We start from the raw sequence: 22,929 nt of genomic DNA on the forward strand, positions 1-22,929 counted from the left end.
ATGTTTATTGAGCAAATAACATTCAACAATTTCAGAGTTTATTACGGAGATAATCCGGTGATACTAGCTGGGGATAAGAATCGGCACATCTCTATCGTAGCCGGTAATAACGGATTTGGCAAGACCTCATTTTTAACCGGCTTGGTATGGGGGTTATATGGGAAGCTGATGGTTGATGTTGACCTGCGTTATCGCCAGGAAATCACAGAGTCCGGCGGTTACAAGAGATATTGCGAAAAGCTAATGAATAAGCTTGCCGCTAATGAGGACTTAAATTATGAGTCCGCCCATGTGTTTAGCGTTACCTTAAGATTCAAAAAGCTATTAATTCCCTTTGTTCCTTGTGAAGAGGTAGAAATCAAGCGGTCATACAATATAAAAACCGGCCATGAAAAGGTCGAAATATTAATCGACGGGATCACAAATGAATTGACCAAAAGTGTGGGGCCAGAGATCTTTATCAATGACTTTATTCTTCCCAAAGAGATTGCGAAGTTCTTCTTTTTTGACGCGGAGAAAATCGTGTCATTATCGGATATTAAGACCGCAGACGAAAAGAAGTTTCTAAGCCAGGCCTACGCAGAGGTTTTAGGTATCAAGAAATACACGGATCTGAAACATAACTTAGAAAATGTCAGGATGCGGCTCAGAAACAAGTCTGCCAGCAAGAGCGATCGAGTCAAATTGGCCAGATTACAGCTTCAATTGGCTCAAAATGAAAAGCTGGTAAATCTTCATCATCAGGAGATTGTCGAGAAGTCTGAAATCTTGATCCAAAAAAAATCAGCTTCAGACAGGTATCAAGAACAATTGATTCGTGAGGGAAGTGGCATGACAATGGAGCAGTTTAAAACATTAAGGGAGTCCCAAAATGAATTGACTGAAAGATTGTCCAGGAATAAATCACTGTTCAATGATCTGCTGGAACTTGCTCCCTTCGCAATTGCTGCATCCAACGTGCTTCAAGTGAAAAGCCAACTGGAGAACGAGCTTACGCAGAGCGTGATGTCACGAAGCTTATTGTTGCAAAAGTTCGAAGCCATCAAAATGAAATTGATGGCCCAGTCGGAGAACCTGGAAATACCGGAAACTAAAAAGGATGACCTGCTTTTACTGATTGAGCAATCACTATTACCTGATACACCGGTAAGCTCCAAGATCCTTTTAGATTTTAGTTCAGAGCAGCAGAATAAATTTTTGAGTATTTTCGATAATCTGTCCAACTCATTTAGTAAGTACTTCAAACAAATCATAGCCGACCAAAAACGTCTTCAAAGTAATTACAATATTGTTTACCGTAAATTGCAAGATGCGGAATCTAAGGAAAAGGATACAATAGTGAGCGCCATCCGTCAGAAGAAGGTACAGGTGGATTTGGAAATCAGGCTATTAGAGGATGAGATTGAGAGGCTAAATGCAAAAATCGCTGGACTGAGTACTGATAGTCAGTCTGTATCAAGACAAGTTTCTGAACTGTCGAAACATGTTAAACTGGAGGATAATGACCAGCTTAAAGATGTTGTTGCTCAGCGTGCCATTGCAAACCTGGATAAGTTCATTTTAAAGCTAAAGCTGCAAAAGAAAGCCTCGCTAGAAAATAACATACATACAGAATTAAACCGCCTGATGCACAAAAATAATTTTGTAGGTGGTGTCAATGTGAGTATCCAGGGCGATTTGATAGATATTGATTTGTACGACCAGCACAATCAATTGATCGAGAAAGACTTGCTCTCAAAGGGTGAGCAGCAGTTGTATGCTACAGCATTGCTTACGGCGTTGATTCAGGAATCAAACATTCATTTCCCAGTATTCATTGATAGCCCGTTGCAAAAGTTCGACAAACAGCATTCACGGAACATCATAAAAGAATTTTATCCTCATATTGCTGATCAAGTTGTTCTTTTTCCCTTATTGCACAAGGAGCTTAACGAGCAAGAATTCCAATGGTTGTTGCCTCAAGTTGGCAAAGCGTACCTGATCCAACAGGATTTCAAATACCAGTCCAAGTTTAAAGAGGTAGCGCCGGAGCATTTGTTTTTACACGTTAATCAAACCGTATATCATGTTTAGCAGTATAAAAACATCAAAAGTAAACAGGGACCTAGTCACTAAACTGACTAATAAACTAAATCTCGGGGCTGAAAATGTGATCGCCAGGATTGCATTTGCTTACTCTCTTTCTCAAAAGAAAACCATGGATCTCACTCAGATTCAGGATTCTTCGGGAAAAGAGTATAATGTAAAAGTTCTTTTCGGCGACTATGCGGAAATTTATATCGCGTTAATTTGTGTGCATTACAATATTTATAAAAGCGACAAGGATATTGCCCGATACATTAAAATGCACATCGATGACGGCTTGCAGGGAATTTATGACGAAATCGAAACTAAAAATTCCATTTCAGGCAATGATTTTATAATTAATCAAGTAGAGTTAGGGTTAGCGCACTTGGGGGTATAATTCCTTAGGATTAATCCCCTTCTTCTACCACAAGATCAATCGCATTGGTGTATACGGAAGTTTCAGCGAGAGTGTCCAGTAATACAATTAGAGTGCCCGTTCCGTACCCATTGATCTGATCCCTTATCTACACGCGAACGTAGCCCTTTGAAATCTACTGTTTTAAGTGAGTGATTCTATGGATTACAAGGTATTTTTAAGCATTTTCTGTAGTCTGGCAGTAATCTGTGTGGATGATGTCGTGGAGGCTCGGCTAGTTGAATAGCTTGAATCCTCACTTAAGAGTCTCCAAAATATCGGCATTTCGCCAGAATTACAACAGCTTTTAGATGTTTCTTATTTTCGGGATCAAAAAAAGGCCTATTAAGACCTACACTTTAGAAGCCCTTCAGGCCGCGACGTAGGATTGAAATTAGGGGGCTACTTCATTGTAATATACACAATGAGTAGCTGAGATGGCAGAACGGGCTATCTTTGCTAAATAATTTTTGTAAAGACGGTGGGACATGATCGCTGAGTGCAGCTAAACCGTTAATTCAGCTCGTAATGATGATCAGAAAATTGGCTTCCTAGGGTCAACTCCAAATGACGGCCTTTGATATCTGAGATCACTTTTTCCAGCTTGACAATATTGATGCCTTTCAGGTCATCAGTAGTAACGAGTTGGTCTTGTAACCCATGGCGTCGAAATTCCTTGCATCTATCTTGCCAGTCATTGTAATAATTCCTGATATCAAGCATACCAAGGTGTTCCCAATAGACTATTGTTCCGTCTTCAAGATAGATTGTAAAGTCGGGATGGATTTTATAACTCAACCCACTCAATTCTAGGGGATGCTCATATTTGAAGGTTAGACCGCTTCTTTTTAGAGCCTGATAAATGATAAATTCAACTTTTGACACGACTGTTACACCTGGTTCAGGAGAGAATTTTCCACTATTAATTTTCGGAAATCTAAATACCGAAGTGCGTCTCAATAGCAATTGAGACGTCTTTTTCGCTTTCATCAGCAAATTTTCCTCGCTGTCCTGGATAAAGAGAAATAGCCGGAACTTGGACCGGGTTAAAGCGGTATAAATTAATTCTTTATTCAGCAGGGCTGTGCGTTTTGGAATTACTAAAAATACATTTCTAAAATCACTGCCCTGGGATTTGTGCACCGTAATTGCGTAGGCCAGATCGAAATGCTCTTCTTTATCTACCCATTTTAACATGTATTGATGATCTTTGAAATAGTATTTCTTTTCGACTACCCAGGCACCATGTTTATTCTCAGTAAATTTGAGATTAACGACGCCGACCGAGCCGTTGGACAAAACTAGCTGACGGTTTACGCCGTAGCCTTTATACCAGTTGTTTATTCTGATGATCTTCTCTCCATGATGAAAAAGGTCGTCTTCCCGCTCACGTTTGTCTATATAGCGGAAGATTTTTTGCACCATTTTATTTAAGCCAAGCGTGCCAAAGAAATCTGTACGATAAGGACTGAGCAGCTGCAGTGATTCCAGTTTAAGGCTATTCTGAAAGTCAAAATTTTGGTTATTAACGAAGCCAGTTTTATAAAGGCCGTATAGTAAATTAAGTTTTTCGTTGCTGTTATCTGGAGTGGGGAAAGGTAAGTCCAAATGGAAAACCGTATCCATTGCAGCCAATATCTTCTCATTTAATATCAGCTCATCCGACCATTTGTAAACAAATAGCCCTTTACTTTTTTGACCTTCCCCGCTATCGATTAAATTGAATGATGCTTCATAATATTTGTTTTTTTCAGCAAATGCTTCAGCGAGCTGCAAGATTTGCTCATCGTTTTCTTGTCTGCAGTTTGAGATCAAGTGTATATAATGACGGGCATTCAATTCCTTCATAGACTTGACGTGGGTAATGAGGTCGTGGAAAGGTTTTCCAAACCCAATAGGCGGTAGTTGATTTTCATCTCCGACCAGAATAACTCGTTTTGGATACTGGTGATCAAACCGAATCATGGAGAATAGCACCGAAAGTTTCTTCAAATCTAGCATGGATGATTCATCAATGATCAAGTTATCTATGACCAACTTTCGCTCTTCAGGTACCAAAAAGCAGTTCTCCCAATCTTCATAAATATCGCCAAAACCTTGCTGAAATACGTAATTGTCAATAGTCTGCGCTTGAATGCTGTCCAAGGCAGTGTAACGTTTGATGTTTTCACTCAGCCGCAAAGCAGCTTTTCCTGTAGGCGCGAGGATGACAACTTGTTCGTTTTTAGCAACCAGATGTGATATAATTTGGCTGGTTTCATACGTTTTGCCAGCACCCGGCCTGCCGGTTAACAAGAAGAAAGATCGTTCAAATACATTTTGATAGAGCTGTGCGCGTTCTGAATTGAATTTCTCTTTTTGTTCGGTTGTAATGAGTATGTGATCAAGTTTTTGCAGACTACTGTTAATATGTGTAGCCATGTTAATATTGACTAAGCCATGTGGTGCTCTTGCAATCAATCCATCGATTGTGTTTTCGAGAAACTTCTCCGCATTCCGTACAATCTTAAGGTAGATGAAGTTATGCTGATTTACGGTTTCAATGGCTAATTTTTCGATGAAATGATCCCTGTAATCGTCTTCGATGTTGATGATCGCTTGATCATCCAGTTTGATGCCGTTTTTGTAAATCAGAGGATGTTCATATAAGCTTTTAACAGTTTGTTCTGCAGCACTGTAGCAATGGCCAGACTGCGCAAGCAACCACAGATAATTAACGATCACCGACCGCAGTCGCTGCGGGCTGTCTTCTGTTAGATTTTGTAAGCGCCGATGACGGGTGACAAACTTTTTATCCGGAATCATACCCATGTCCACTTTGAAAACGTCGATAGGCTCATCCTGCATATCCGGAATATCCAAGTTGTCTTCTCCAGGCTGATACTGTTCAAATAAGCAATACGGATTTTCCGCAATGCCATTTAATAATTTTTTGTCTTCTATAATCTTAAATACTTGCGCCTGAGTAAGTACAAATAAAGACAGCTTGGCCAATGACAATGTATATTTTTTAAATTGGCGGTCTTCAGCCAGATCAAGTAGGGTGTCTTCAAAGCTTTCCAGATATGCCGGAAATGCTTGGCTAGTAATTCGGCAGAATATGTCATTCAGGTCAGTTCCTGTATCAATGTTTGAAACGATAGCCAGCGCGATGGCTGATGCAATATGCTTATCCTCGATAAAGTAATTTAAAACAGCCGTCAATGACGGATATATGCCTCGCGTTTTCCAGACGCCGGCAATGAGCCGGTTGATTTTATCTAGTTCAACTCGCTGATCACCGGGAACAACAGCTTGCCCATGCTCCTGAACTTTGAGGATGGCTTTTCGGATCTTATAGAGCAGATATAATGATTTGTCGTCATCAATATCCATACTGACGTATTTAAAGCCTTTAACGAGCGATTCCTCGTCGACGGTTACTTTGATATCTTCCAAAAGCCTAGAAGCATTGGGATGTTGCTCAATGTAGCTAAGATAATCATGGTAAGGCAGCAATATGGCGCTTTCAGGATCATGGCTAAACTGAAGCATCCAGTTCATAGTAGGAAAGTTTTTCATCCGGTCATCGATGACCCATTGATCGCCAATTTTTCGCCTTTTTGGTGCTCGCCACTTTTCAAGCTCGTCACTGCTTAAAGGAAAATGTAAGGGGGTAGGGACATTTTTTATCGGAGAGCAGCCAAGGACGAGGTATTTCATTTCATCTCCAGAGACCGGGTTGTCATAATTCGCATAAAAGAAAATGATAGAGCTTTTGGGTTTAAATTTTGCTATATAATGTTCAATTCGTCTATCCAAATCGGGCCAGTAATTGCCGTGTAGTTTTTTGTTCTCTTCACCATGAACAAATGATAACTTGAATGGCCATGTGATCACTGAAAACTTTCTGAGTACTTCAGGAACAGTCTGTTCAATAGATGTAAAGGCGTGTTGATGTTCCACCGGGATGTCTTGGTCACCGAATGCATTAATACTCCAGTAACATGGCGGAACATTTGCCGGAGGAAAATTCATTGCTACATATTCACCACGTATACCTTCTTGTTGCTCTTTTTCAGTGTCTTTTCGCTTTTCAATCCGGCCCGATAAGAGCGAATGCACCCCTGTACAATAGGTATTGCCAGCAGGATTACAACAAATTTTTCCATTCCATTTATTGTCGTGCCAGGCCATTCTAACGGTGAGATGCATAGTGTTGAGATAAATATTTGGGAATTTGTTGGTAAATTACGGATTTAAATCAATGTCGCAATCAGTTTTTCAAAAGCCAGTTTGACACAATCAGTAACTATTCGCTCATCACTCAGGTCAATTAAAGGGACATGGATTTCATCAATGATGTCGTCTTGGAAGATAACTATTTTCTCTTTGAGAATGTACATATGCAGCGGGTTGGAAATCATTGATGAGCTGTCCAATAGAAGATCCTGGAAAACCAACTGGTGCTTTTGTGGACAAATTTTTATGATGGAGAAATTTTCTTCACCGGAGCTCCTGAGCTGGGTTTCGATCACGTACTTCACGATTGCGCTATCGGCAACGATTAATGTGCATATGCCTATTGAATTGCGCCTTTCTAAACCCCGATTTAGAATATCCAAAAGATTATCAGTGGGTGTAATGTGGTAGAAGCAATGATTTGTAAAAAATAGTCGTGTACACTGGTCAGACGTTAGTTTCATCGAGCGAATAATCTTTTAATCTAATCTGCGAAGCACTAAATTGGATGTCCTAGTCCAGCGCTTGGATTGTGAATTTATAAATAAACATTTAGAAACCGAGCATTTTTATTCCAACCCTGTCCTAAGTACGTGGTTTGCATACTGAGATTAATGTTTTTTCACTTTTAACTATATATTAGAATACTCACATTCAGCACTGATGTTTTATACCCGAGACCATCTTGACCGTCAGGACTTGCCGCTAGAAACTCGGGCGGAAATGAATGCTACCCTGATGGAGGCGGTAGCTAACGGACAACCACTGACTTTTGCGGAGGCAAAATATCTGGGCACTTCACTGGAAGCTAGTTATACGTTTGAACAGGGGGCGATAGTTCTGCTGGAAAAAATATATGTGCAACTTGATATTTACAAATTTTGGAATATCTATATGCTTTATGCACAGGATCTGGATGGAACAGGTGTGATCAACTCTCCGCGCGGGCCTGTGCCGATGCTACAAAAACAAATCGATGTTGCGTATCTGCAGCGTGAGTTTGACGCCTGGAAGCAGCAAATTCAAAAAACAAATCATAAACATACGATTATGCAATTTCTCTCCAAGCAGGCTAGGCAAGAATGGAAGGAATCAATGGCCTGGTCAAAGCAAATGGGAGAAGGCCATTTCAGGAGACTGTATGTAGAACGTGCAGTTATCCTGCAAAGTAAGTTTGTATTTATCAAAGTAGAAGAATATTATCAGGAGTATGATGTACGTAAAGATACAATGGTTTTCTGCGGACAGGAGACAATTGTGGATGGGTTTGCATATACGCACATCCTGATGCGTCATTTTTCACCATACAATAAATTTGGAAGACCTGGGCTTACTTTTCATCACGATCCTGCCATAGAGGTAGCCAATCTGCCACGCTCCATTTTTAAGTTTCTTCGTATTTATGATGCCTATTTTGGTGGCGCGAGCTTTGCCCGCGAAAATATATACTTTCAACTTAATGGGCGCAACTATGTCATTTGGTTCAAACAGTTTGAACGAAACATCAAAGGTGGAGGGACGTCAGCTTACCTGCGTGTACAAACATTTTACCCGGCCGAACTCGCCAATGATTCAAGTGCCATGGCAGTTCTTAAAAAGGTCCAGGTCGAAGAACATCTATTTTTTTATATTTAAACTGAACGAATGAAATACTTAATGGCAGCATGTAGGTAAAATATAAATAGTGAATAAATATGATTAATATTGTTAGTGGTAACATGCCCAAAACATGATCTGTTATGAATAAAACTGGTTTTCGCCTCACTGACTGGATTTTTTTTTTCAATGTCAAGAATCGTCAAGATTTAGATGGATTAATTAGTGAAGACAATCAAGAGAATGACATTCCTGGCGAATTCATTACTTACAAGCTGATTACCGTCTTTTTGCCAGTGGTCCCCTACACGATTGTTCTTTTATTAAATATTCTACTAAATCCCCAAGACAATTCTCTATAGTTTACATTTGTTAACAATGGGTCGTTGCCGATTATTTCATTCGGAATTATTTCGGCAGGCATGCCTTATCTCCTGGTACAATTGGAAGAATATCCCAATTTCCACATCATTCGCAGAAGGGTGATGGCAGTGGCAATGATTTTTTTGTTTTTAACTGCGACAATGTATATTTTTCAGACTATGAGCGGGTTAAAACTCGGAGCATTAACACATTGGACTTCATTTCTACTTTCTGCTTATATTTTTCTGTTTTGTGCCTCAATTGGTTATAAGATGTTTATTCTGCAAAGCAAGAATATCAAAAGTTTTGCAGGCAAGATACATGATGGTGTTGAGCAACGTCAGAATGATTTAGAAGATCTATAAGTATGGACAACCAAATCAAAGCGAGAAAAGTTATTCAGAACAACCAGGAGTTTTTATTGGGTGTTTTCCGGTATAGCCAGTTTAAAAATTTTACCAAATATACAGAGCGCCTAATCACAGGTTATGCGGAAGTAGATGATGAAGACCGGGCATTTGAAGAACTTAGCCAGGTTTCTCCAGTGTATAATCCCCAAATTCAGCGTAAAACTAATAGCGCTAAAATCGAACGTATCGCGGATTTTTTAATCACCGATCCGACGGCAATGTTTCCTACTAATATTGTTCTAGCAATTCCCAAGCAGGTTATCGATAACCAGGTACTTGATCAGGAGGGGAACATGGTTTTAACGCTCAATAGGATTGTTAAAGAAGAGCTCGAGAAAAGTGAGGGAATTGTTTTTTTAACGATAGTTGACGGACAACATCGAATAAAAGGTCTTGAACGGGCTATAGAAAGACTCCAAAAAGCTTTAGCAGATCCCCGACAGGAGACTGATAAAGTAAGAAACCAGGCTATCTTGAATCGCTTAATGAATCTGGAATTAGTTGTCACATTTTTCATAGATCCTATATTGGAGTACCAGGCTATGATTTTTTCAATCATCAACAAAACACAAACAAAAGTGCCTGAAAACTTGGTTTTCAGCTTGTTCGGCCTAACCTTAGAAGATACGCCGCAAAAAACCGCGTTGGAAGTTATTCTAGCATTAAATGGTTTGGAAAAATCTCCCTTTTTTAAGCGAGTCAAATTGGTAGGAGGTAACTACCAACGCGGCGTTGACATACCACTTTCTCAGGCGACTATGGTAAAATCAGTCCTTTATAATATTTGTCATAACCAGCGGGAAGCTGAGATAGAACGTAATAAAAAGCGTGGGGCGTTAAGTAACAATCCTTATAATCTTCCATTTCGTCCTTACTATGCGCAGGATAACGACCGTATGATTATCCGGATCATGTATACATTTTTCAAGGCTGTTCGAGATTCATTTATTGGGCCTGGCCCTGTTTTTTACTGGGATATAGGCAGTACCCAGGAAGTCAATGTTTTGCAAACCAATGTCGGATACCAGGCTTTAATGAAAGTTTTAAAATATTTGCTTCCGGTTATCCCAGAGGCTGATCGGGATAAAAAGGAAATTTATATGCGTTACCTATCAGCAGTGAAAAATATCAACTGGCTGGACAATGGTCAGGAAAAAAGATATCCATTTACCAGTAAGTCTATTAATATATTATATGATGATATCCGGCGTGAACTCGAAATTCCCTGAATTTTAGCCAGCCGTTGCTATTTAAGAAATTTCACAAGTCATAAATCAAACGTTAGTTGATTTGGATCGTGTCCATTTTCATCGACAATTTCTGCATCAGCAGAAGTAATAACATATTCTGCCAAGTTTTTTAGTTCACTGGTTATTGTTGCATATAGTGCCATATTGTACCTTAAAAAGTTCAATATTGGAGACCAGGCCGCTTTTTGTTTTTTGAATTCTTCCAAAACTTCCTGATCACCAGGCTCTGCATCTGTAAACCAGCCACGGCACATGTCACCCCAGTAATGGGTGCTTAAATTATTTATTATAATCTTACAAGATTCATTAATGAGATCTTCAACTGCCTCTTGGGCCAGAATACCTTTATGATGGTTGATAACATTAATTAAAATTTCTTGCGTATAATATGGCGACGCGTAAGCCATAAAAGTGAGTGCTCTTGTTGCTACGACGATATCACCATCGTAGATAAATTTTTCAAATAAGGGCAAATCAAAGTCTCCGTCTACAAAAAAATCATATCCGTCAACAGACCTTATGTCCTCCCCATAAATTTTGTGGACGTAAGATTCCTCAATCCCGATCTCATCAATGCTGTTATCGGTCTTTAATAAGATTCGCATCCACATTTCGTATTTGTCTTTTTGAAGACTCCTGTCGAGACTTTTGACGAGCGAATAAATCAGAATGGTGACCTGTTCGATATTTGTACTTTGGTCTTGCGATGACGCGCACAATTTTTCTATGTACGGGTCTAACCAATCGAAGCTCAAGTTTTGATTAAAGTTAATTTGATTAGCAATCGCATCTGAAAAAACTTTAAGGTGTTTAGGCGAGATATTGTCGAAATAGCTGCCGGTTTTAAAAATGGCCTTAAATGCTGTAGCATGTTCGGGCACACTGAGGAACCATAAAAGTGCAGTTTGACCCGCTACGGTTTTCAATGCCAAATTCATTTCGGTATTGATTTGGCTCTCCTCTCCCGACAACAGCGTATCTTGCCACCTTCGGTGTACGATTGCAATTGCATAACTTTTATGATGAGTCAGGTAAAAATCAATATGAGGTATCGGTTCAGTATTGATCATCTGTAGTATCCCACTTTCCGCCCATGCACAAAATTTGTCTTGACTGGAAAGTTGTCCAACAAGTAAGGTGCTTAAGAAAGGCGTGTCATATTTTAGCATGATTTTCGCTAACTGCTTCAGTAGGTAAAAGAGCTCAATTTCTTTGATGGCCCGCCGTCGCGCCTTCCGTACCAAGCTATTGCCGATAAGATCAGTGAGTGTTGAAAAGTTAGGTACGCTACAATTTGTATATTGTTCCGAAGCGATGCGTAGATAAAACGGGTCATAAGGTAAATCACTATTGGCAAAAGTGACATTAAATATCTCGCCATATAATTTTTTGGCAAGTTCCATTTCGTTGAAAGTGAAGTTGCCGATTTGAACCACATCCAATTCTTCCACATTTTGCAAGGGTTCGGACGATATCCGTTTTATCAGACTATTCTTCAACCGGGTAGTCACTGCGACATAAGAGAGATTGTCTGCGTCATCAATAAGTAATTGCCCTAAGGATGGAGATGTTGTGCTCAGCAAAACTTTGATGTTTTTATTGTCCAGCCGTTGTATTTCGTTGTTGATGCGGATAGCGTGATCTCCCATTTCGTTCCAGCCATCAACAATGATTAAAAGTGGGGATTCTATGTTAGCTGTTATTCTGGCTAACCGGGAAACTATCTCGATTGGGGTTAGACGCTCCCCAAAAGTCCAGCAAAAATCATCCTGAATAGCGGTTAGAAGTCCTTTATCTAATCCGATAGCTGGATAGAAAAGAACTGGAATATTTTGTAATAAATATTGATCGGCCGTATGGCACATTAAACAGGTCTTGCCATGTTGAGGCGGGCCAACCACCAAAACTATGTCCTTATCAAACTCTGGATGGAAGAGTTTGGTCTTAATCTCATGCTCAGCATTTGCTCTATTGACATAAAGTTGTGGAATATATTTCTTTTCACTCCAGGGATTATCACTTTTCAGCAAGGTCATACGATGATCGACTTGCCCTTTGCAAAATGCCATTAAATTATCTTTCGATAGCGTAATGAGATATGCTAAGGCTTCGGACCGCGCTAATAAAACATCGCCACTCACCTTAAAATTATTTTTTATGACTGGGTGATTTCCTGGTACGCTAGTGCCGATCTCATCACCGGTAATGGAGTCGTAAATTTGGACCTCTTTTGAGTTAGTTAGTATGGTAAATGGAGCAATACCGCCTTCTGCTAGCGATCTTGCATATGAAATTGCTTGTTGTCTATCCGCATCCCTTAATTTATGGGTTGGCTTCTTAAGCTCAATAATTAGAAGATTATCGCCGGCTAAGTTTTGGACTAGTAGGTCAGTACGTGAGTTCACAGGTCTAATTCCTTTTCCGAGACGCAGATTAATTGAATACTCGATACGGATCTGGTCGGCTGCCAAACCGCAGTCTTTCAACCAGTCGTTTACGATCTTGGTTCGTACCTCGTCTTCTGATAGTTTTTCAATATTCATTATTGGCCAAGTTGTATCTTCGATATTTTAGACAGTATGTGTAAGATGTTAAAATTTTATCGCTGATCAACCAATTTACAGTTTTAGAACATTACTCCAAAGACTTAGCGTCTTTCAAAAATACAATTCGATTTAGAGCCCTGTTCATCGATAAAATATTCTGTGAATTTAAGTTTATTCCATGCGTATAGAAGGTGTAACTGGAATGACTAATCTTTTCATTTGTTATCGGTTCTTTACGTGGAAATTTCACAAAAGTCTCCAATACACACCCATGAATTCTGCTCGTCTTAATTACACGAAAAAGTGGCCGTTTGACATCTAAGGATTGTCTTTAAACAGTGTTCCTACGAATTGCAGGCTCTAATTTAAGCAATTCTAGAAAGTCTGGGAGTGATCTGTTTGGAAGATGATGTCGTGTGATTGAGGCTAGTTTAGTGGATTGAAAGTCCTCATTTGAAGGTCTCCAAAATCACTATGCTTGTGGCGGAATACCAGGAGACTTTAGATGTTTCTTATCTTTTAGATCAATAAGATCTATTCGAACCTCTTCAGTCGGCCACGTTGAACTGAAATGAGGGAGGCACATTCATTGTAATATACAATTTAGCCAATAGTGATGATAAAATAGATTCCACGTCTGGGTGAGCTCTTTGTTAGAAACGAGCTCAGTGAAATCAACCTACGGTTACCAAAAGTTATGGAAGATGAGATAGCTTTCTAACATCATAAACTGGCTTAGACGACTCCGATATTCTAAAAGTAAGATTAATCCTGGGGCCAATGGCTCTGGCTGTTTTGGGTACGTGGTGTTCGTAGTATTCCTGCATGGTTTCGCCCATAAGCAGCAAACTTCCGTGGGTTAATGGAATGTCTAGCTGCCTGATGTCTTTGTTGTATTTATGGCGGACTTTGAAAACTCTGGTATCGCCAAAGGTTACGGAAGCGATGTGATGGTGTTTGCCGTCTGCGGGGAGGTTGTCGCTATGCCAGGCTACGGAATCTTTGCCGTCGCGGTAAAGGTTTAGCAGTACGCGGTCAAAGCTGATCTCCGTGATCTCTTCAATCGTGGCTTTAATTTCCAATAACAGGGGTGTCCAGGGATGGCCGCTTTCTCCGCCATAGTATGCGGTCAGCCTGGGATCGGCAACGATCTTGTCGTACATCTTCCTGGAGCGCTGCTGCCAGGGGGATTCTTTGAGTAGGGTATGATAATACTTATCTGCTTCCTGCTTTTCGAAAAAATGCTGCCACAGCCGTAATTCGGTATCCGGCAATTGAAAGTCGGTATACTTTTTTACGCCTCCGTCAAACAATTCGGTCTCTGCAAAAAGGTTCATAATACAAAGATATCAATTCTTGGGAATAACTAAAAATATTAGTATAGTTTTCAACATTTTGTATTTTACTAACAATTTTAGCTTTACTTTGTTGTGTAATTGGTGATGGATTCAAAAAAGGAAATATTTCTCAAGCTGCAGCAGGATCTGCTCCTCTTGCAGGGCTTCAAGCCGCAGGCTTCGGGTAAGGCTGAGCGTGTGGGGCTAGGGGAGATTGAGCAGGCTTTTCCTTATGGGGTTTTTCCGCGCCAGGCGATTCATGAATTTATTTGTCACACCCCCGCCGAAGCGGCTGCTGCGGATGGCTTTATCGCAGGACTGCTTGGCAGTTTGATGACTGACGGGGCGGGCTGTGTCTGGATTGGTACCCGGCGAAGGTTGTTTCCGGCGGCTTTGGCATCTTTTGGTCTGGAGCCTGACCGCATCATCTTCATAGATGTAAAGTCGGAAAAGGAGGTGCTGTGGATTATGGAAGAGGCTTTGCGTTGCGATGGTCTGGCCGCGGTGGTTGCCGAAGTGGATGGTTTGTCGCTCATTGATTCCAGGCGCCTGCAACTGGCGGTGGAAAAGAACGGGATCCCGGGCCTGGTGATCCGTAAGGACTTGAAGCGGATGGCGAGCACGGTGTCTACCGCGCGCTGGAGAATTGTTCCGGTGCCTTCCATAGAGGAGAGCGGGATGCCGGGCGTTGGTTTTCCGCGCTGGGAGGTGGAGCTGCTGAAGGTGCGCAGCGGGAGTCCGGGTAAATGGTTACTGGAATGGCAGGGGGATGGTTTTGTACAGCTGGATCGTTCTGCCGCAGAAGCGCCGGTATACCTGCCCTTTGAAAATATTGGTTAGTGATGGGGCGCCGCTATGTTTCCATATGGTTTTATCATTTGCTGAGCGATTGGCAGGTGATCCGCAGACCGGAGCTGGCGGAGGTTCCTTTTGTTTTTGTATTGCCCGATCACGGGCGTATGCTGGTAACGGCGGTTAGTCCGCTGGCCGCCGAACGAGGCGTTAGCTTAGGCATGCGCGGTGCGGATGCCAGGGCGATTTGTCCGGGACTTGAGGTGCTGGATGATAAGATTGGCCGTGCGGAAAAGTTGCTTCGGGCTTTGGGGGAGTGGTGTATCCGCTATTCGCCCATTGTGGCGGTGGATGCGTTTGGTAAAGATGGTTTACTGGTAGATGCTTCGGGCTGTACGCATTTGTGGGGCGGTGAACGGGGTTATCTGAAAGAGATTATTTCCAGGCTGAAGTCTAAGGGCTATTCCGTGCGCTGCGCAATTGCCGACACCCCTGGCGCGGCATGGGCGGTATCGCGTTTCGGCAAGGTATCTCCGCTGGTGCCTGAAGGCGGGATCGTGGAGGTTATTTCTCCGCTGCCACCATCGGCATTGCGTTTGGAAGAGCATACGCTGGCTAAGCTGAAAAAGCTGGGTTTTTGCCAGATCAAGAGTTTTCTGGGGATGCCGCGCTCGGTACTGCGCAGACGTTTCGGTGAAGGCTTTTTGCTGCGCATCGCCCAGGCTTTGGGTACGGAAGACGAGGTGCTGGTGCCCTTGCAACTGCCGGTGGCTTTCCGGGAGCGTTTGCCCTGCCTGGAACCGATCCGCACCCGCGTAGGGATTGAGCTGGCCATCAAAGAATTGTTGTCGGCCCTGTGCAAACGCCTGGAAGCAGAAGGCAAGGGCTTGCGTAAAGGGACCTTGTCGGGCTACCGGCTCGACGGCAAGCTGGTGCAGGTGACCATCGGGACGAGCACGGCCTCGCACAGCGTGAGTCATTTGCTTGCGCTGTTTGCCTTGAAGATTGACCAGATCCGCCCGGGTTTGGGCATAGAGTTGTTTGAGCTGGAAGCCAGCCAGGTGGATGCAATGGAAGTGCCGCAGGAGGCCTTATGGAGTTCGAAGCCTGGCCTGAACAACAAAAGTGTGTTGCAGCTCATCGACCGGGTAGCCGGTAAGGTTGGCCCCGGAGCCGTGCACCGTTATATCCCCGCCTCCAGGTACTGGCCGGAACGGAGCATCGGCCATGCACGCTCGGTCACGGAAGTGCGCCTGGACGACTGGCGTGTAGACAAGCCCCGTCCGACGGAACTGCTGGAGCGACCGGTGGCGGTGGAGGTGATGGCTCTTGTTCCGGATCATCCGCCAAGGTTTTTTGTGTACCAGGGCAAGCAGCACCAGGTGATCCGTGCCGACGGGCCGGAAAGGATAGAACGGGAATGGTGGATGGATGAGGGCGAGCACCGGGATTATTACCGGATCGAAGATGATAAAGGTCAGCGCTTCTGGATGTACCGCTCTGGTCACTACAACGACCGCAAGGGCTGGCAGTGGTTTTTACATGGATTTTTTGCCTGAGAGATATGGAATATAGTGAGTTGCAGGTTACCTCTAATTTTAGTTTTTTGCGCGGGGCTTCCCATGCGCATGAGCTGGCGGCGCGTGCGGCAGAACTGGGCTACAAAAAGATCGCGGTAACCGACCGGAATACGCTGGCGGGCATCGTGCGGGCGCATGTGGCCTGTAAGGAGAAAGGGATCGGCTTTATCCCGGCTTGCCGACTGGATCTACTGGACGGGCCGAGCTTACTGGCTTATCCTACCGATAAAGCTGCTTACGGGCGGCTTTCCGCTTTGCTGACCCTGGGCAATATGCGGGCAGAGAAAGGGGAATGCCATTTGTCGAGAGCCGATGTTTTTGCCCATTCCGAAGGGATGCTGTATATCCTGGTGATGCCCTCGGTGTTGAACAGGCGTTTTGAATATGAGGAATCTTTTATCGCTGCGGTGCGGGACTACGCCTGGAAATTGCCAGGCCGGCTCTATCTCTCCGTTTCCCGGATGTACACCGGTTATGATGAAAAGCTGATCTTTCGCACGCAGCAGCTGGCCGAACGTTTTCACCTGCCTATTGTGGCTACGGGTGATGTGTATTATCATGATCCCTCGCGGCGGGAATTGCAGGATGTGCTGACCTGCGTGAGGGAGAAATGCACGATCCAGGATGCCGGGTTCCGCCTGCACGCCAATGCGGAGCGGTATATGAAGCCGGTGGCGGAAGTGCATCGCTTGTTCAGAAAATATCCCGAGGCTTTGCGCTCGGTTTCGGAGATTGTTTCTGCCTGCACTTTTTCGCTGGATGAACTGCGGTATGTGTATCCTTCGGAGATTAATGCGAGCGGTAGGACGCCCCTGGAAGAACTGAAATATCTGACCTGGAAGGGCGCCCATGCCTTTTACGGGGAAGTGGTGCCGGAAAAGGTGGTGAACATGATTGCCCATGAGATGGAATTTGTGCGAAAGATGGATTATGCGAACTACTTTTTGTTTGTGGAGGATATTGTCAGCGAAGCCCGGAGCCGTGGGATTTTATGCCAGGGCAGGGGATCGGCAGCCAACTCGGCCATCTGTTTTTGTCTGGGCATTACTTCCGTAAACCCCATGAAGTTTGACCTGCTCTTTGAGCGCTTTATTTCATCGGCCAGGAATGAACCCCCGGATATTGATGTGGACTTTGAGCATGAACGCCGGGAGGAGATCATTCAGTACATCTATGATAAGTATGGTCGCGACCGCGCGGCGATTGTAGCCACCGTGACCCAACTGCACCAGAAAGGCGCGATCCGCGATGTAGGCAAGGCCATGGGTTTATCGCTGGATACGGTGAACAAGCTATCCTCTTCCCTATGGGAGTTTACCGACGAATGGTTTGAAGGCAAGCGGGTGACCGAATCGGGGCTGAACCCGAATGATCCGCACCTGAAAAAGACGCTCGCGCTGACCGCCCAGATGATGGGCTTCCCGAGGCAGTTAGGTCAGCACACCGGCGGCTTTGTGGTCACCAACGGCAAGCTGACGGACCTCTGCCCGATCCTGAATGCGCGGATGGCCGACCGGACGAATATTGAATGGAACAAGGATGATATTGAAGCCCTGGGCTTCCTGAAAGTGGATGTGCTGGCTTTGGGGATGCTGACCTGTATCCGCAAGGCTTTCGACCTGGTGAAGCTGAAGTACGGTCGCGAGCTAACCCTGGCAAACATCCCCCAGGACGACGATGCGGTATATGGCATGATCCAGCTGGCCGATACGCTGGGCGTATTCCAGATTGAGAGTCGCGCCCAAATGCAGATGTTGCCCCGCCTGAAACCTGCCTGTTTTTATGATCTGGTGATCGAGGTGGCGATTGTGCGTCCCGGTCCGATCCAGGGTGATATGGTGCATCCCTACCTGCGCAGGCGCAATGGCGAGGAGCCGGTGACCTATCCTTCTAAAGAACTGGAGGAGATCCTGGGCAGGACTATGGGTGTGCCGCTGTTCCAGGAACAGGCGATGAAGATCGCGATTGTAGCGGCGGGTTTTACCCCTGCTGAGGCAGATGGGCTGAGGCGCTCCATGGCGACTTTTAAGTTTAAGGGGATGGTGAACCAGTGGGAGGAGAAGCTGATCAGCGGCATGGTGGCCAAAGGCTATACCGTAGAATTTGCCAAGCGGATCTTTAAGCAGCTGGAGGGATTCGGGAGTTATGGCTTCCCGGAAAGTCACGCCGCGAGCTTTGCCCTGCTGGTGTATGTTTCCTGCTGGGTGAAGCATTATTATCCGGATGCCTTTGCCGGGGCCTTACTGAACAGTATGCCGATGGGTTTTTATCAGCCTGCGCAGATTGTGATCGATGCACGCAAGCATGGGGTAGAGGTAAGGGAGGTGGATGTGAATTATTCTTTCTGGGATAATGTGCTGGAGGAGCAGTCCGGGAAGTATTTCGCGCTGCGACTGGGTTTCCGGCAGATCAAGGGGATCCGGGAAGAAGACGTGGAAGCTTTGGTCGGCGGCCGTGGTTCGCGGTATGTGACCGTAACAGCCCTGCGCGATGCGGGTGTTTCCCTGGCGGCTTTGCAGGTGCTGGCGGATGCCGATGCTTTCCGGTCTTTAGGATTAGATAGGCGTAAGGCCCTTTGGGAGGTGACGGCCCTGGCGGATATGCCGGTGGAGATTTTTAAAGGGCAGGTTTCGGAAAGTCAGCTGGAAGCCCAGGTCGAATTGCCATTGATGACTAAGGGAGAACACGTGGTGCAGGATTACGCGAGTGTGGGCTTGTCGCTAAAGGCCCACCCGGTGAGCTTTGTGCGTCCGCAACTGGAGATGCTGAACATCCGTTCCTGCCATGCGATCAATAACGATGCAAGCGCCGGTCAGCTCGTAAAGGTGGCTGGCTTGGTATTGGTGCGCCAGCGGCCGGGAACTGCCGGAGGGGTGTGTTTTATTACCATTGAAGATGAAACGGGTTATGCCAACCTGGTGGTGTTCGAGAAGCTGTTTGAGACGTACCGGAAGGAGATCTTGCATGCGCGGCTGCTGATGGTGGAAGGGCGTTTGCAGCGGGAAGGCCGCGTGGTGCATGTGATTGTGAGCAAGTGTATGGATCTGACGAAGATGCTGGGCAAGCTGGTGCAGCGGGAGGTGGATGATCTGCCTGTGCTGACTTTATCCAGGGCAGATGAGAAGGAGGTGCCTTATCCGAGCCAGAATAAGCGGTCGCAGGTAAGGGAAGAGGTTACGAAGGAGGCGTTTCATGGGGGGAGGAATTTTAGGTGAGCTAACCCATTGTATTTGTATGTTGGTTATTTTTCATAAACCAGTAAATATAATAATTGATTAAGTGTGTTTTTATTTTAAAAAACTGATATATAATGTTATATTTTCTATTTAATTAGAATATAGGTCACCTTTATTTAAAAAAAGGTGACAAAATTGCACTTTTATATGTCACTTTAATTTTTAAAAAGGTGACATTTATAAATTTGTTTATCTTTGTTTTGAAAGGAAATAATATGATTACTACGCATGCAGCCATCGAGGGTAACATTAAACGTTATAGACGTGGGGAATTGATTGTGCCTTCTGATTTTAGGGGCAAGGGATCTGAAAATGCCATTAAGAAGGCTTTATCTAGGCTTGCTGCCGAAGGAACGATTAGGCGATTGGGACATGGATTATATATACTTCCGAAAAAAGACTCCCTGTTCGGAGAAGTACTGCCTTCAATTGAGGATATTGCATCGGCACTGGCAAAAAAGGAAAAGGTAAAAATAAAACCCGCCGGAGCATTTGCTCTTCACAAACTGGGATTGAGTGTACAGGTGCCAACCAAACTTGTTTATTTAACAGATGGGAATGGAAGGCTCATCAAGATCGGTAGAAATACAATCAGGTTTAAGCCAACTACGCCAAAAAAAATGGCTTTCAGGGGAGAACTCAGTGGATTGATCATTCTCGCATTGGAGGAGTTGGGGGTGGATCAGATTGATGAAACTACGGCTAAAAAACTGGGCGGCCTATTGCTTAATGAAAATCCCGCAATGTTGAAGCATGATTTGAAACTCGCATCAGCCAAGGTTCATGATTTTTTAATAAAGCTAAATTCGGTTAAATGATAGAATGGCTTAAATTAAGCGATGACCAGCGCAGAACAACTCTGGCCCAAGCACAGATACAAAGTGGTGTCATTCCAACTGCTCTGGAAAAAGATTGGTGGGTAACACTTACACTTAAGGCGCTCTTCCAAACGCAGTATGCTGATTCCCTCATTTTTAAGGGTGGTACTTCATTGAGCAAGTGCTGGAAGTTGATCAGGCGCTTTTCCGAAGACATAGATATCGCAATGGCACCGAATCTTTTCGGCATGTCATACGAGGAAACACCAGGGAGAAGCTATTTGCAACGACTGAAAAAGGCTGGATGCGAGTTTACAAGCAATCAGTTAAAGCAGGCGCTGATTGAACAGTTCACCGCTTTAGGGCTTCCAGAAGATACTGTTACAGTAACCGAAGGAATTATTTTAACAGCTATGCCAGACAAAGATCCACAGGAGCTGTATGTAAAGTATACTTCTTTGTATGAACCTAACCAATATCTGCCGGATACAGTAAAGATTGAGGTCAGTGTTCGTTCTAAACTTGAGCCATATAGCGCCATGCCTATACAATCCCTTTTAAGTGAATACTTTCCGAGCGCGGTTTATCCGGAACGCCCTTTTTCCGTGCTTGCGGTAGAACCTCATAAAACCTTCCTTGAAAAAGCCTTTTTGTTGCATGAACAGTTTCATAGAGGAGAAGGAATACCAATCAAGACGGAAAGGATGTCAAGGCATTTTCATGATCTTGTGCAGATGATGGACACGGAAATTGGAACGAAAGCACTGGCCGATAAAGATCTTTATACTGCTATCATAAAACACCGCAGTTATTATAGCAAATTATCTGGTGTTGATTACAGGTTGCTCCATAAACCGCATATAAATTTTTATCCGCCTGACCACATTTTGAAAGGGTACCAATCAGATTATAAGGTAATGCTGGAAAATATGATCTATGGCGATGCGCCAGATGAAATACAGCTATTCGAATTGATAAAAAAGCTTAACCAGCGTTTTAACCAGGCCCTGCACGAATAATTCGCGGTCCAAAAAAATGCTGCCATTACGTGTGTTTTTTCCAGCGTGTAAGTAATACAGCGGTAATACCCATGGCGACCATCGTTAGGTTAAAGCAGACGGCCTTAGGGTTTTTTCGGATGCCTTTATAACTGGTGAGCAGGCTTAGCATGCTTAGGTTAACGATGTCAATCACCTTGTGAACCTTCATGGGAATGAGTGGCAAAGGTGCTAGTTTATGTTTGCTCATAGCGCCATAGAGGAATACTTCCGCAGCGATTCCACGGTAGAGGTTTACGGTCTTCGGCTTGCAGCCGATTGCTTTAGGAACTGAAAAAAGTGCTGCAGCGAATGCATAGTCAATGAGACCATGGGCTGTTTTTGAGATGGGCCTGGAGTTCATAGGGGTGATTTTAGTTCTGGTAGAGGAACATTTGCTTTTGGGAAATGGTTTAGTGTATTATATAAGTACTTGTGGCTGGATATAAAAATTAAAATCAGCCATAAGTATATTTGTTTTTATGGTTATGGCTGGGTATGTTTAATCATCAGGCTGCGCCGGCCAATTTCCCGCGGGAATGGGAGAAGCCTGTTTTGCATGCATTGAATTAGTAGCTGGTCTTTGAAATCTGGCGAAGTCAAAATAATTAAAGATATTGCATCATAAAATACAAGGCTTATGATGGCATGGCAGGGGCAAAAGAACTGGACGGAATCTCTACGTAGTGGTGATCATTCGGCCTTGTCTTTTTGTTTTAAGCTTCATGCAAGGTCGCTCGGCTTTTTTGCTAACCGTCTTATTAACGATCCGCTGGAGGCTGAAGATGTTGTAGCGGAGTGTTTCGCTAAACTCTGGGAGCGAAGAAGGGATTTTAAAACGGAGGAAAACATCAAAGCTTTTCTCTATATCAGCTGCCGAAATGCCTGTCTGGACGTTATACGTCGCGCTAAGGTGAAAACCCGTGCGCAAAAAGCATATTCCGATGCGCAGGAGGGAGGCGAAGACACGATTTTAAATCACATGATTACGGCGGAGGTCCTTGCGATATTGGACGAGGAGATCGAGATGCTTCCGGATAATTATAAAGACGTTTTTAAGCTGATTTATTTTGATCTCAAAAAGACCGAGGAGATTGCAGATCGGCTGGGCCTGTCTGAGCAAACGGTGCGTAATTATAAAACCAGGGCGGTAAATTTGCTCAAAACGGCAATGCTGAAAAGGGGCATTTCATCAATGGGCATAGTAGCCCTGCTTCTTTTTATTGAAAGCCGCTAAAATATTTTTCAGGTTTTATGGGTT

General features: G+C 43.9%; 16 protein-coding genes. 11 read left to right on the plus strand and 5 right to left on the minus strand.

From position 1 onward, the window contains the following. Both J3P40_RS05020 and J3P40_RS05025 read left to right on the plus strand, forming a co-directional pair. The gene (locus J3P40_RS05020) at positions 1–2,073 is read left to right on the plus strand and encodes an AAA family ATPase (protein WP_256003490.1); all 2,073 of its coding nucleotides are present in this window, start codon (positions 1–3) and stop codon (positions 2,071–2,073) included. Continuing rightward, a complete protein-coding gene (locus J3P40_RS05025) occupies positions 2,066–2,464 on the plus strand; it encodes a DndE family protein (protein ID WP_256003491.1) in 399 nt (132 codons plus the stop codon). Before J3P40_RS05020 ends, J3P40_RS05025 begins: the two co-directional genes overlap by 8 nt. Before the next feature lie 531 nt (positions 2,465–2,995). Here J3P40_RS05025 and J3P40_RS05030 read toward each other — a convergent pair. Next, entirely contained in the window at positions 2,996–6,676 is a 3,681-nt protein-coding gene (locus J3P40_RS05030; RefSeq protein WP_256003492.1) for an ATP-dependent DNA helicase, read from the minus strand. A 44-nt stretch (positions 6,677–6,720) separates the two neighbouring features. Next, the gene (locus J3P40_RS05035; protein ID WP_256003493.1) at positions 6,721–6,999 is read right to left on the minus strand and encodes a hypothetical protein; all 279 of its coding nucleotides are present in this window, start codon (positions 6,997–6,999) and stop codon (positions 6,721–6,723) included. Between the two features lie 367 nt (positions 7,000–7,366). On the opposite strand from J3P40_RS05035, the gene J3P40_RS05040 reads away from it, so the two are divergent. The 3 genes from J3P40_RS05040 to J3P40_RS05050 all read left to right on the plus strand — a co-directional run bounded on the left by J3P40_RS05040 (position 7,367) and on the right by J3P40_RS05050 (position 10,301). After that, positions 7,367–8,338: a hypothetical protein gene (locus J3P40_RS05040; RefSeq protein ID WP_256003494.1), complete on the plus strand. Its 972-nt coding sequence runs from the start codon at positions 7,367–7,369 to the stop codon at positions 8,336–8,338. A gap of 347 nt (positions 8,339–8,685) precedes the next feature. Next, on the plus strand, positions 8,686–9,027 hold the full coding sequence (locus J3P40_RS05045) for a hypothetical protein (RefSeq protein WP_256003495.1): 342 nt from the start codon (positions 8,686–8,688) through the stop codon (positions 9,025–9,027). Positions 9,028–9,029: 2 nt separating this feature from the next. Next, the gene (locus tag J3P40_RS05050; RefSeq protein WP_256003496.1) at positions 9,030–10,301 is read left to right on the plus strand and encodes a DGQHR domain-containing protein; all 1,272 of its coding nucleotides are present in this window, start codon (positions 9,030–9,032) and stop codon (positions 10,299–10,301) included. Between the two features lie 38 nt (positions 10,302–10,339). Here the strand turns inward: J3P40_RS05050 and J3P40_RS05055 are convergent, their stop codons facing one another. Continuing rightward, positions 10,340–12,865 (minus strand): type I restriction enzyme HsdR N-terminal domain-containing protein, encoded by a 2,526-nt coding sequence (locus J3P40_RS05055; RefSeq protein WP_256003497.1) that lies wholly within the window; start codon positions 12,863–12,865, stop codon positions 10,340–10,342. A 698-nt stretch (positions 12,866–13,563) separates the two neighbouring features. After that, positions 13,564–14,205, minus strand: a complete 642-nt coding sequence (locus tag J3P40_RS05060; protein WP_256003498.1) for an alpha-ketoglutarate-dependent dioxygenase AlkB family protein — start codon at positions 14,203–14,205, stop codon at positions 13,564–13,566. A gap of 105 nt (positions 14,206–14,310) precedes the next feature. On the opposite strand from J3P40_RS05060, the gene J3P40_RS05065 reads away from it, so the two are divergent. The 5 genes from J3P40_RS05065 (at position 14,311) to J3P40_RS05085 (ending at position 21,650) form a co-directional block, all read left to right on the plus strand. Further along, the gene (locus J3P40_RS05065; protein WP_256003499.1) at positions 14,311–15,045 is read left to right on the plus strand and encodes an ImuA family protein; all 735 of its coding nucleotides are present in this window, start codon (positions 14,311–14,313) and stop codon (positions 15,043–15,045) included. Positions 15,046–15,047: 2 nt separating this feature from the next. Next, entirely contained in the window at positions 15,048–16,556 is a 1,509-nt protein-coding gene (locus J3P40_RS05070) for a Y-family DNA polymerase (protein WP_256003500.1), read from the plus strand. A gap of 5 nt (positions 16,557–16,561) precedes the next feature. Then, entirely contained in the window at positions 16,562–19,792 is a 3,231-nt protein-coding gene (locus tag J3P40_RS05075; protein ID WP_256003501.1) for an error-prone DNA polymerase, read from the plus strand. Between the two features lie 236 nt (positions 19,793–20,028). Next, positions 20,029–20,631, plus strand: coding sequence for a DUF6088 family protein (locus tag J3P40_RS05080; RefSeq protein WP_256003502.1), 603 nt, complete (start codon positions 20,029–20,031; stop codon positions 20,629–20,631). After that, positions 20,628–21,650 carry a nucleotidyl transferase AbiEii/AbiGii toxin family protein gene (locus J3P40_RS05085; RefSeq protein WP_256003503.1) on the plus strand — a complete coding sequence of 341 codons (1,023 nt, stop codon included), beginning with the start codon at positions 20,628–20,630 and terminating at the stop codon, positions 21,648–21,650. Before J3P40_RS05080 ends, J3P40_RS05085 begins: the two co-directional genes overlap by 4 nt. Before the next feature lie 25 nt (positions 21,651–21,675). On the opposite strand, the gene J3P40_RS05090 is transcribed toward J3P40_RS05085, so the two are convergent. After that, on the minus strand, positions 21,676–22,032 hold the full coding sequence (locus J3P40_RS05090) for a hypothetical protein (RefSeq protein ID WP_256003504.1): 357 nt from the start codon (positions 22,030–22,032) through the stop codon (positions 21,676–21,678). A gap of 276 nt (positions 22,033–22,308) precedes the next feature. Between J3P40_RS05090 and J3P40_RS05095 the strand changes: the two genes are divergently transcribed. Further along, positions 22,309–22,905 carry an RNA polymerase sigma factor gene (locus J3P40_RS05095; RefSeq protein ID WP_256003506.1) on the plus strand — a complete coding sequence of 199 codons (597 nt, stop codon included), beginning with the start codon at positions 22,309–22,311 and terminating at the stop codon, positions 22,903–22,905. Positions 22,906–22,929: the final 24 nt, after the last annotated feature.

Source organism: Pedobacter deserti (assembly GCF_024436415.1).
Lineage (GTDB): Bacteria > Bacteroidota > Bacteroidia > Sphingobacteriales > Sphingobacteriaceae > Pedobacter > Pedobacter faecalis.

What these genes read in the sequence shown, in the direction of transcription:
- J3P40_RS05095 (WP_256003506.1), top strand. Translation starts at nt 22,309, where the DNA reads ATGATGGCATGGCAGGGGCAAAAGAACTGGACGGAATCTCTACGTAGT.
- J3P40_RS05050 (WP_256003496.1), top strand. Translation starts at nt 9,030, where the DNA reads ATGGACAACCAAATCAAAGCGAGAAAAGTTATTCAGAACAACCAGGAG.
- J3P40_RS05040 (WP_256003494.1), top strand. Translation starts at nt 7,367, where the DNA reads ATGTTTTATACCCGAGACCATCTTGACCGTCAGGACTTGCCGCTAGAA.
- J3P40_RS05055 (WP_256003497.1), bottom strand. Translation starts at nt 12,865, where the DNA reads ATGAATATTGAAAAACTATCAGAAGACGAGGTACGAACCAAGATCGTA.
- J3P40_RS05080 (WP_256003502.1), top strand. Translation starts at nt 20,029, where the DNA reads ATGATTACTACGCATGCAGCCATCGAGGGTAACATTAAACGTTATAGA.
- J3P40_RS05085 (WP_256003503.1), top strand. Translation starts at nt 20,628, where the DNA reads ATGATAGAATGGCTTAAATTAAGCGATGACCAGCGCAGAACAACTCTG.
- J3P40_RS05020 (WP_256003490.1), top strand. Translation starts at nt 1, where the DNA reads ATGTTTATTGAGCAAATAACATTCAACAATTTCAGAGTTTATTACGGA.
- J3P40_RS05070 (WP_256003500.1), top strand. Translation starts at nt 15,048, where the DNA reads ATGGGGCGCCGCTATGTTTCCATATGGTTTTATCATTTGCTGAGCGAT.
- J3P40_RS05060 (WP_256003498.1), bottom strand. Translation starts at nt 14,205, where the DNA reads ATGAACCTTTTTGCAGAGACCGAATTGTTTGACGGAGGCGTAAAAAAG.
- J3P40_RS05065 (WP_256003499.1), top strand. Translation starts at nt 14,311, where the DNA reads ATGGATTCAAAAAAGGAAATATTTCTCAAGCTGCAGCAGGATCTGCTC.
- J3P40_RS05090 (WP_256003504.1), bottom strand. Translation starts at nt 22,032, where the DNA reads ATGAACTCCAGGCCCATCTCAAAAACAGCCCATGGTCTCATTGACTAT.
- J3P40_RS05025 (WP_256003491.1), top strand. Translation starts at nt 2,066, where the DNA reads ATGTTTAGCAGTATAAAAACATCAAAAGTAAACAGGGACCTAGTCACT.
- J3P40_RS05030 (WP_256003492.1), bottom strand. Translation starts at nt 6,676, where the DNA reads ATGCATCTCACCGTTAGAATGGCCTGGCACGACAATAAATGGAATGGA.
- J3P40_RS05075 (WP_256003501.1), top strand. Translation starts at nt 16,562, where the DNA reads ATGGAATATAGTGAGTTGCAGGTTACCTCTAATTTTAGTTTTTTGCGC.